Origin of the sequence: Blattabacterium cuenoti, assembly GCF_014252015.1 — a bacterium.
Classification (GTDB): Bacteria; Bacteroidota; Bacteroidia; order Flavobacteriales; family Blattabacteriaceae; genus Blattabacterium; species Blattabacterium cuenoti_U.
The window spans coordinates 618895-629662 of the sequence record NZ_CP059206.1 but is presented as its reverse complement, the minus strand read 5'-3'; the positions used below and the strand labels follow the sequence as shown (position 1 = coordinate 629662).

Below are 10768 nucleotides of genomic sequence, written 5' to 3'. Positions count from 1 at the left end.
AAATATAAAATTTAAAAAATTGAGTCAAAATTTTTATCTTTCTATTTTTATAAATAAACTCAATATCTATTATATTATTCAATCTACAAAACGTAAGAAATAAAAATCTAAAAAATTATTGAAAATAACTTAAAATACAGTTAATTATTCGATTAATAATAATATGTATCATAATATTTTTTTTGAAAAAATAGTAGCATTTCAAATTCAAGGGATTTATGAGTTTATCCATAATTTAGATCTTAAAAAATGGGGGACTATAACTCTTATTATAATTGGTAAAATGTTGTTTTTTACCGTTTTGTTAATCATTTTAGAATTCATTTTTAATAGAGGAGTTCGTTTTATAGGTAGAAGAATAGTAAGTTCTACTCATTTTGTTTGGGATAACATATTATATGAAAATAAAGTTTTCGATAGTTTAGCACATTTTTTTCCATTGTCTATTGGTTTAATATTGATTAAACCATTTTTTAAAAACTATTATACCATTACCATTTATTTGGAAAAAATATTTGATATATTATTCGTTTTAATTGTTTTACAATTTTTAATTAGAGTAGTGAATTCTATCATGAGAATAGCTACAAGCGAAAATAATCATCAAACAATAGCAGTTCGTTCTTTCTCACAATTACTGAAAATCATATCCATAATATTTTGTATTTTAGTTATTATTGCTATCTTAACAAAAAACGATCTTATTACTGTTCTAACTAGTTTAGGAGCTATAACAGCTTTTGTTATATTGGTTTTTAGAGATACAATACTCGGATTTGTTTCAGGAGTACAAATGGCTTCCACAAAAATGATAAAAGTGGGGGATTGGATCAGAATACCTAAATACAATATAGAAGGAACAGTTATTGAGATAAATTTAACTTCTGCAAAAATAGAAAATTTTGATAAAACTATTACTAGTGTTCCTACTTATGATTTAATTTCTACAGCTGTGACCAATTTTGAGTTTATGCGTCAAAAAAATATACGTCGAATTAAAAGATCTATATTATTTAATATACAATCTTTTCATTTTTGTAATTCAGATCAATTAAAGAAATTTCAGCATGTTTATTTAATAAAAAAATATATACAGAAAAAACAAAAAGAAATAGATATTTTTAATAAAGAAAAAAATATTGATATGAGCGTAAATATTAATGGTAGAAGATTAACAAATATAGGTCTTTTTCGTCAATATGCATTAGCATATTTATCACAACATCCAAAAATATCGCAGTCAGAAACTTTAATGATTAGACATTTGGAGCCAACTCCTTATGGTTTACCTGTGGAATTATATTGCTTTACGAACACCTCTGAATCTATTAAATACGAACAAATACAAGCTAGTGTTTTTGATCATTTGTTAACAGCATCTAAAGAATTTGATTTAGAGGTGACACAAGTCACTAAAAAAGAAGTTTTAAAACAATGGTAAAATTAAGTGTAAATTTAAATAAAATAGCTACATTGCGAAATGCAAGAGGAGGGAATACACCTAATGTTTTACAGGTAGCAATAGATGTTCAAAAATTTGGATCTCAAGGGGTTACAATACATCCACGTCCTGATGAAAGACATATAACATATAAGGATGTTTATGAGATTAGTTCTGTTATTACAACAGAATTGAATATTGAAGGAAATCCTACAGATCAATTTATGAAATTAGTATTAGATGTTAAACCAACACAAGTCACTTTAGTTCCTGATTCTGAAGATGCAATAACATCAAATTCTGGATGGAATACTTTTTTATATCAAGATTTTTTGACTGATAAAATTAAAAAATTAAAAGATTGTGGAATTCGTACTTCCGTTTTTTTAGATCCAAAACCGGAATTGGTTTCATCTGTTGCTAAAACGGGAGCTGATAGAATAGAATTATATACTGGATATTTCGCTATAGAATATGCATTAAAAAAATGGAATTGTATCTATCCTTATGTTCATACAGCAAAAGCTGCCATGAATCATCATATGTTAGTAAATGCTGGACATGACTTGAATTTAGATAATATTTCTTTTCTAATTGAAAAAATACCAAATATATCAGAAGTATCAATTGGACATGCTTTAATTAACGAATCTATATATATGGGATTGGAAAATACAATACAAAGTTATTTAAAAAAAATTGACAAAGTAAGTATAAGGAAATGATACTAAATTCTAAGATTTATGGGTTAGGTCCCCCTATTTTAGTTCTTCATGGTTTGTTTGGAAATGGAGAAAATTGGATTTCTTTTGCTAAAGAATTTAAAAAATTTTATCAGATTCATTTATTGGATATAAGAAATCATGGAAAGAGTTTTTTTTCAGATAAAATGAATTATGATATCATATCGGAAGATATATTAAAATATATTAATTATTATGGATTAAATCATCCTATATTATTAGGACATTCTATGGGAGGAAGGGCCGTTATTAAATTTTCTATAAAATATCCTGTTATTCCAAAAAAAGTTATAATTGTGGATATTAGCCCTAAAGCTTATCTTAATACAGATCAAGAAAAATTAATTCATATTTTAAAAAAAGTAGATTTCAATATTATTAACACTAGAAAAGATCTTGACTCTTTTTTAAAAACATGGATTTCTGATATAAAAATCAGATCGTTTTTCTCTAAATGTACTCAAAGAAAAAAAAATGGGAAACTACGTTTTTCTTTTTCTTTATTAAACATTGAAAAAAATTATAGTTTTTTAATTCATAAAGAAATAAAAAATGGTTTGTATCATGGTCCTACATTGTTCTTACGAGGAGAATTTTCTAATTATATTATTCCTGAAGATTATAATTCTATACGTAAATTATTTCCAAAATTTAAAATTTGTACGGTAAAAAAATCTGATCATTGGGTTCATATAGATAACCCTATTGATTTTTATAAAAAAATCAGTATTTTCTTAAATAAAACATAATTTCAAAAATTTATGGTTTTTGATCTTGATATCATTCGAAATTTTTATTCAAATTTTCCGGATCGAATTGAAAAAATTCGAAATGTGATAGATCATCCTATGACTTATTCGGAAAAAATTTTGTATTCTCATTTAGGTAAAAATATAGAAACTAATTCTATAAATTTTATAAAAAAATCTTATATGAATTTTTTACCCGATCGGATTGTGATGCAAGATGCTACAGCTCAAATGAGCTTACTTCAATTTATGCAAACTCAAAAAACTAAAACGTTTGTTCCCACTTCTGTTCATTGTGATCATCTTATATCTGCTGAATATGGATCTAATTTAGATTTAAAAAATGCGATAGCTAAAAATGAAGAAATATATAATTTTTTGAAATCAGCATCTCATAAATATGGAATAGATTTTTGGGGACCTGGATCGGGAATCATTCATCAGGTTTTTTTAGAAAACTACGCATTTCCTGGAGGTATGATTATAGGAACAGATTCTCATACTCCTAATGCTGGAGGTTTGGGAATGTTAGCGATAGGGATTGGAGGATCTGATGCAGCTGAAGTAATGTCTGGATCATTTTTAGAATTGAAATTTCCTAAAATAATTGGAGTAAATTTAATAGGTAAAATTAATGGATGGACTTCTCCTAAAGATGTGATATTGAAATTATCTGGCATGATTGGAGTATCAGGAGCTACAAATCATATTATTGAATATTTTGGAGAAGGAACGGATAGTATTTCTTGTGCTGGAAAAGCTACCATATGTAATATGGGTGCAGAAATAGGTGCTACAGCATCCTTGTTCCCTTATGATGTTCAAATGCAATATTTTTTGAATAAAAATGGGAGAAGTAAAATTTCAACCATGGCAGAAAAAATAAAATACTTTTTGAAAGCGGATCCAGAAGTTTATCAAAAACCATGTAACTTTTATGATAAAGTAATAAAAATAGATTTAAATATTTTAGAACCATATATTAATGGTCCTTTTACTCCAGATAAAGCTATACCTATTTCTCAAATGAAAAAGGAAGCAGCTAAAAATAATTGGCCAACTCAAATTGAGGTTGGACTAATTGGTTCATGCACTAATTCTTCTTATGAAGATTTATCAAAAGCAATATCAATAATTCAACAAGCAAGAAAGAAAAAATTGAAAATTCAATCAGAATATATGGTATCTCCAGGATCCAAAAAAGTTTATTCTCTTATGAAAGAGAGTAGATTTTTATCTATTTTTAAGGACATTGGAGGGAAAATTTTTTCTAATGCTTGTGGTCCTTGTATTGGACAATGGGTTAGAAAGGAAAATAAAAAAAACGTAAAAAATACAATTATTCACAGTTTTAATAGAAATTTTTCATCTCGCAATGATGGAAATCCAAAAACACATGCTTTTATAGCTTCTCCAGAAATTGTCACAGCTTTAGTTTTTTCTGGAAATTTGACTTTTGATCCTAGAAAAGATATGTTAAAAAATGAAATAGGTGAGTATGTAAAATTTGAGGTTCCTAAATCAATGGAAATTCCTAATAAAAATTTTAGTCTAGAAGAATTAGGCTTTGAAAGTTTTTCAAAAAAAGAAAATAAAAAAAATTTATCTGTTATTATAAAAAAAAATTCTGAAAGATTACAAGTTCTATCTCCATTTTTAGCATGGGATGAAAATCATTTGTTTAATGTTAGGCTTTTGATGAAAACTAAAGGAAAATGTACTACAGATCATATTTCAATGGCTGGTCCATGGTTAAAATATCGAGGACATCTTGAAAAGATATCTGAAAATTTATTAATGGGTGCTATAAATGCTTTTAATCATGAAAAGAATAAGATAAAAAATCTTATAACAGGAAATTATGAAACGGTTTATAATGTTGCTAAATTTTATAAATCAAAAAATATACAATCTCTTATTGTAGGAGAGGATAATTATGGAGAAGGTTCTTCAAGAGAACATGCAGCTATGGAACCTCGTTTTTTAGGAGTTCGTGTAGTGCTTGTTAAATCTTTTTCTAGAATACACGAAACTAATTTGAAAAAACAAGGAATTTTAGCTTTAACTTTTTTAAATTCTGATGATTATTACAAAATTCAAGAAGAAGATATATTTCACTTTTATATAAAAAATATATGTTCTGGTAAAAATATAAAAGTAGAGTTAATTCATAAAAATGGAAATAAAGAAAAAATTATAGTTAATCATTCTTATAATGAAAAGCATATTCAATGGTTCAAAGCAGGTTCTTCCTTAAATTTTATAAAAAATCAAATATAGTATGAAAATTATATTGATAAATATTATCATATTATATCAAATAGGAATATCTCCATGGATAGGAAATAATTGTAGATATATACCAACTTGTTCAAATTATATGATTATTTCATTGAAAAAATGGAATATTTTTAAAGCTATTTACATAAGTATAAAAAGAATCATCAGATGTAATCCTTGGGGTTCATCGGGTTATGATCCTGTAAAATAAGTAAATAAATTATGAAAATATTAGCATATATTAATTGGAATCCTGTTCATAAATTCAGTTTATGGAAAGGTTTTTTTATTCATATTTATAGTCTAATGTTTGTTATTTCTTTTTTACTAGGATGGTATATCATGAAATATATTTATAAAAACGATGATATACATAAAAAATATTTGGATCCCTTATTCATATACACTTTTTTTGGTACTCTTGTAGGTGCGAGATTAGGACAAGTTTTATTTTATGATTTTTCATATTTTTCAAACCATTGGATTGAAATTTTACTTCCTATAAGAGAAAATAAGCATAATTTTTTATTAGGATTTATAAAAGGTTATGAATTTATTGGTTATAGAGGTTTATCTAGTCATGGTGCAACTATAGGAATTATTTTATCTAATTTTTTTTACTGTAAAAAAATATTACAGGAAAAATCTTTTATTTGGTTATGTGATAGACTATGTATTCCCGTGTCAATATCTGCTGTTTTTATTAGAATAGGAAATTTTTTTAATTCTGAAATAGTAGGAAAACCATGTAATGAAAAATTGCCTTGGGCAGTAAAATTTGTACAAATGGATACAGAATATGGAGAAATAATCCCTAGGCATCCTACACAAATTTATGAATCTATTAGTTATCTAATAATTTTTTTATTGCTTTGGTATTTATATAATAAAATAGGAGCAAAAAATTACGATGGGTTTTTATCTGGAATTTTTTTTATTTTACTTTGGTCTGTACGTTTTTTGGTCGAATTCATGAAAGAACCACAAGGAGAAGAGTTTATAAACTTTTTATCTATAAATACAGGACAATGGCTCAGTATTCCCTTTATTATTTTTGGATTTTTACTTATTAATCTATCAAAAATTAAAAAATACTTTTTTTCATTATGAAAAAAATAAACATTTTTTTTTATTTGATAATAATAATAATATGTTTTTTTATAAACTCTTCTGAAAGAATTTATTATAATTCAGATATATTTTTCGATATTGGAAATCTACTAGAAATAGAATTTCTGAAAGATGGAGAACTATATTTAAAAAATAATAATGATATCATAAAAAAAATAGAAATTGAATTAGCACACAGGGACACAGAAAAAAGAAATGGATTAAAATATAGGACCCTTCTAAAAGAAAATAGAGGTATGTTATTTATCTTGACAAATCAAGAAGAGTATAGACAAATCAATATGAGGGATGTACGTATTCCTTTAGATATTGTATATATAAATCAATTGGATACTGTTGTTTTTGTGAATAAATATGTGAGTCCTATGAAAGATATAGATACAATAAATTTACCTTCAACAATAAAATATATATTAGAAATTAATGCTGGTATGTCTGATAAATGGAGGATAAAAGAAGGATTAACAAAAATTACTTGGTTTTTGAAATGAAATAATTAATTCCGAAAAAAAATTATCTTTATCTTGCCTGTATAATTAAAATTGTAAATATCATGGTTTTTATATCTGAAAAAGCTAAAAATCAATTAATTTCTCTTATGGAAAGAGAAGGTCTTACACATGATGTTTCTTTCGTTAGATTTGGAGTAAAAACTGGAGGGTGTACAGGGATGTCTTATGAACTTACTTTTGATCAAAAAAAACAAGAAGGGGATCAACTTTTTCAACATAAAGAAATGAAAATACTTGTAGATCAAAATAGCATTCCTTATTTGGAAGGAACAACCTTAGAATATTCAGATGAATTAAATGGAAAAGGATTTTATTTTAATAATCCTAAAGCAAAACATACTTGTGGTTGCGGGAAAAGTTTTTCATCATAATGAAAAAAAATAATAAAATTCTTGAAAATTTTGCTAAATCTGAATATAAATACGGATTTTATACTCCAATAGAATCAGATAAAATTCCAGTAGGTTTAAATGAGAATATTATTCGTAAAATAACAGAAAAAAAAAAGGAACCTAAATGGATGTTGAATTGGAGATTAGAATCTTTTCAGATATGGAAAAAAATGATACCCCCAAAATGGGGGAATATTAAATATAAAATTCCAGATTTTCAAGAAATAAGTTATTATTCTGCTCCAAAAAAAAGAATAGATTTAAATAATTTGGAAAAATCAGATCCAGAATTAATAGATACGTTCAATAAATTAGGAGTTCCTATAGAAGAAAAAAAACTCTTTTCAGGAGTAGCTACAGATATAGTATTAGACTCCGTTTCTTTAATCACTACATTTCAGAAAAAATTGAAAGATCAAGGCATAATATTTTGTTCAATCAACGATGCTTTGAAGGAATATCCCGATATTGTAAAAAAATATTTAGGTTCAGTCGTTTCAAAAAAAGATAATTTTTATGCAGCTTTAAATTCAGCTGTATTTTCAGATGGATCTTTCTGTTATATTCCAAAAGGAGTACGTTGTCCTATGGAATTATCTACATACTTTCGTATTAATGAAAATAATACAGGTCAATTTGAAAGGACCTTAATTGTTGCAGATAAAGAATCCTACGTAAGTTATTTGGAAGGGTGTACCGCTCCACAAAGAAAAGAGAATCAATTACATGCAGCTGTTGTAGAAATTATAGCTTTGGAAGATTCTGAAATCAAATATTCCACCGTTCAAAATTGGTTTCCTGGAAATAAAAAAGGAGAAGGAGGTGTTTTTAATTTTGTAACAAAACGTGGTTTATGTGAAAAAGGAGCAAAAATATCTTGGATACAAGTGGAAACTGGTTCTTCAATCACCTGGAAATATCCATCTTGTATTCTCAAAGGAGATTTTTCCATGGGGCAATTTTATTCTTTAGCTTTAACTAAAGATTTTCAACAAGCAGATACAGGGACTAAAATGATACATATAGGAAAACATACTAAAAGTGTTATTATATCGAAAGGAATATCCGCTGGAAAAGCACAAAATAGCTATAGAGGATTGGTTAAAATTACTTCTCAAGCTGTTCATTCACGTAATTTTTCTCAATGCGATTCTTTATTAATTGGAAATCAATGTGGGGCACATACTTTTCCATATATTCATGTATATAATTCTAATTCTAAAGTTGAACATGAAGCAACAACTTCAAAAATTGGAGAGAATCAAATTTTTTATTGTAATCAAAGAGGAATAAATACAGAAAAAGCAATTTCTTTAATTGTATATGGTTTTAGTAATGAAATTTTGAAAAAGCTTCCCATGGAATTTGCTGTAGAAGCTAAAAAACTTTTAGAAATTTCTTTAGAAGGATCTGTAGGATAATAATAAAATTATGTTATGTTAAGTATAGAAAATTTACATGCTTCTATAGAAAATAAAAAGATTCTTAAAGGAATTAATTTAAAAATAAATATAGGAGAGTGTCATGTTGTAATGGGACCTAATGGTTCTGGAAAAAGTACTCTGGCTTCTATAATAGCAGGGAAAAAAGAGTATACAATAAATGAGGGAAATATTTATTTCTTAAATCAAAATTTAAGAAATTTTTCACCAGAAGAACGGGCTCATTTGGGAATTTTTCTTTCTTTTCAACATCCAATAGAAATCCCAGGAGTTTCTATTATGAATTTCATAAAAACAGCGATTAATTCAATTCGTGAAGCAAAAAATATAAATAAAATGTCAGCTAAAGATATTTTATTAAAAATAAAAGAAAAGTCTTCTTTATTAAAGATTGAAAAAAATTTTTTTTATCGTTCTTTGAATGAAGGTTTTTCGGGAGGAGAAAAAAAACGTAATGAAATATTTCAAATGATGATGTTAGATCCTTTATTATCTGTTTTAGATGAAGTTGATTCAGGATTAGATATAGATGCTTTACGTATAGTTGCTCAAGGAATTAATACTTTTAGAAACAAAAAAAATTCTGTTTTAATTATTACTCATTATAAAAGATTATTAGATTATATTTTTTCAGACTATATCATCCACATCCTATACAATGGAAAAATCATTCAGTCAGGAGATCAAAAATTAGCTGAAAAATTAGAAAAGGAAGGATATGATTGGATCGTGAAAAACAAAGTATAAAAATTGTTTAACTAACATATATAATTAATTAAATGCAGTTAAGAGAAAAAATAACTTTATTAATTAATAAATTTTCTTATGCAAGAAAAGAAGACACTTATATATCTTATTTGAAACGAAAACACTCTGATTCTTTCCATGAAAAAGGATTTCCTTCTTCTATAAATGAGGAATGGAAAAATACGGATATTGATTCAATTATTAATCAAGATTATAATGTTATCTCAAAAAGCGGAAAAATAAAGAATATAGAATATAGAAAAATAAAAGAATTAACTTTTCTTAAGAAAAAGAAATCTTTGATTTTGATTTTTATAGATGGGAAATACAACCCTGATCTTTCTTATGTTCATGCAAAAAATATTATTTTATCAAATATAATATCATTAAAAGAAAATGAAATTAAAAACTATTATGATAAACTATCACATCAATATGATGCTTTTTATACTTTAAATACGTTTTTATCAAAAGATGGGGCATATATTTATATTCCTAATAATATCATTTTAGATGATCCCATAGAAATATTGCATGTTTCTACAGGTGTAAAATCTAAAATTATGTTAAATAACAGAAATTTGATTGTAGTAGGGGAACATTCCTATGTTAAAATTATAGAACATTATAAATGTTTAAAAAAACATTTAGCTTTTATAAATTCTGTAAGCGAAATTTATGCTATGAATCATAGTATAATTGATTATTATAAAATGCAAAATGATTTAGAAGAAACTTCTGTAGTAGACAATACATTTTTTCAACAAAAAAAGAATAGTAAATGTACCGTTTATACTTTATCTTTTAAAGGAAATTTTATAAGAAATAATTTAAAATTTTATTCTGTAGGAGAAAAAACTTATTCTTATTTATATGGTATTTCTCTTTTGTCAGGAAAACAATTTGTAGATCATCATACTTATATAAAACATTTATTTTCAAACTCTTATAGTTTTCAATGGTATAAAAATATTTTATGTGAAAAGTCAAGAGGAATTTTTAATGGAAGAATAAATATTAATGAATCTATAAAAAACATAAATGCTTTCCAAAAAAATCAGAATATTCTTCTTTCTGATGAAGCATATATATATGCCAAACCTCAATTAGAGATTTATTCTGAATCTGTAAAATGTTCACATGGTTGTACCGTAGGTAATATTCAAGAATCTGAGTTATTTTATCTTCAATCAAGAGGAATTCCTGAAAAAAAAGCTAAGATTTTATTATTATTATCATTTTTAGAGGAAATGTTGGTTTCTATTCATATTTTTGAATTGAAACAATTTATATATAAAAAAATGAAGGAAAAATTAGTTAAACATTTATGA

11 protein-coding genes are annotated in these 10768 nt (G+C 25.5%); all 11 read left to right on the top strand.

The window, feature by feature from the left end; genetic code table 11:
• The first annotated feature begins 163 nt into the window (after positions 1 to 163).
• The 11 genes from H0H50_RS03075 to sufD all read left to right on the top strand — a co-directional run bounded on the left by H0H50_RS03075 (position 164) and on the right by sufD (position 10768).
• Positions 164 to 1441 carry a mechanosensitive ion channel family protein gene (locus H0H50_RS03075; RefSeq protein ID WP_185867145.1) on the top strand — a complete coding sequence of 426 codons (1278 nt, stop codon included), beginning with the start codon at positions 164 to 166 and terminating at the stop codon, positions 1439 to 1441.
• Positions 1435 to 2166: a pyridoxine 5'-phosphate synthase gene (locus tag H0H50_RS03070; RefSeq protein WP_185867144.1), complete on the top strand. Its 732-nt coding sequence runs from the start codon at positions 1435 to 1437 to the stop codon at positions 2164 to 2166. Before H0H50_RS03075 ends, H0H50_RS03070 begins: the two co-directional genes overlap by 7 nt.
• Positions 2163 to 2933, top strand: a complete 771-nt coding sequence (locus tag H0H50_RS03065) for an alpha/beta fold hydrolase (RefSeq protein ID WP_185867143.1) — start codon at positions 2163 to 2165, stop codon at positions 2931 to 2933. The genes H0H50_RS03070 and H0H50_RS03065 overlap by 4 nt, the downstream gene beginning before the upstream one ends.
• Positions 2934 to 2945: 12 nt before the next feature.
• On the top strand, positions 2946 to 5213 hold the full coding sequence (locus H0H50_RS03060; protein ID WP_185867142.1) for an aconitate hydratase: 2268 nt from the start codon (positions 2946 to 2948) through the stop codon (positions 5211 to 5213).
• Between the two features lies 1 nt (position 5214).
• The gene (gene yidD / locus H0H50_RS03055; protein WP_185867141.1) at positions 5215 to 5424 is read left to right on the top strand and encodes a membrane protein insertion efficiency factor YidD; all 210 of its coding nucleotides are present in this window, start codon (positions 5215 to 5217) and stop codon (positions 5422 to 5424) included.
• Between the two features lie 11 nt (positions 5425 to 5435).
• Positions 5436 to 6323: a prolipoprotein diacylglyceryl transferase gene (gene lgt, locus H0H50_RS03050; RefSeq protein WP_185867140.1), complete on the top strand. Its 888-nt coding sequence runs from the start codon at positions 5436 to 5438 to the stop codon at positions 6321 to 6323.
• A complete protein-coding gene (locus H0H50_RS03045) occupies positions 6320 to 6835 on the top strand; it encodes a DUF192 domain-containing protein (RefSeq protein ID WP_185867139.1) in 516 nt (171 codons plus the stop codon). The genes lgt and H0H50_RS03045 overlap by 4 nt, the downstream gene beginning before the upstream one ends.
• 62 nt (positions 6836 to 6897) lie before the next feature.
• The gene (locus H0H50_RS03040) at positions 6898 to 7227 is read left to right on the top strand and encodes a HesB/IscA family protein (protein ID WP_185867138.1); all 330 of its coding nucleotides are present in this window, start codon (positions 6898 to 6900) and stop codon (positions 7225 to 7227) included.
• Entirely contained in the window at positions 7227 to 8669 is a 1443-nt protein-coding gene (gene sufB / locus H0H50_RS03035; RefSeq protein ID WP_185867137.1) for a Fe-S cluster assembly protein SufB, read from the top strand. The genes H0H50_RS03040 and sufB overlap by 1 nt, the downstream gene beginning before the upstream one ends.
• 15 nt (positions 8670 to 8684) lie before the next feature.
• Positions 8685 to 9437 (top strand): Fe-S cluster assembly ATPase SufC, encoded by a 753-nt coding sequence (sufC, locus tag H0H50_RS03030; protein WP_185867136.1) that lies wholly within the window; start codon positions 8685 to 8687, stop codon positions 9435 to 9437.
• A gap of 32 nt (positions 9438 to 9469) precedes the next feature.
• Entirely contained in the window at positions 9470 to 10768 is a 1299-nt protein-coding gene (gene sufD, locus H0H50_RS03025) for a Fe-S cluster assembly protein SufD (RefSeq protein ID WP_185867135.1), read from the top strand.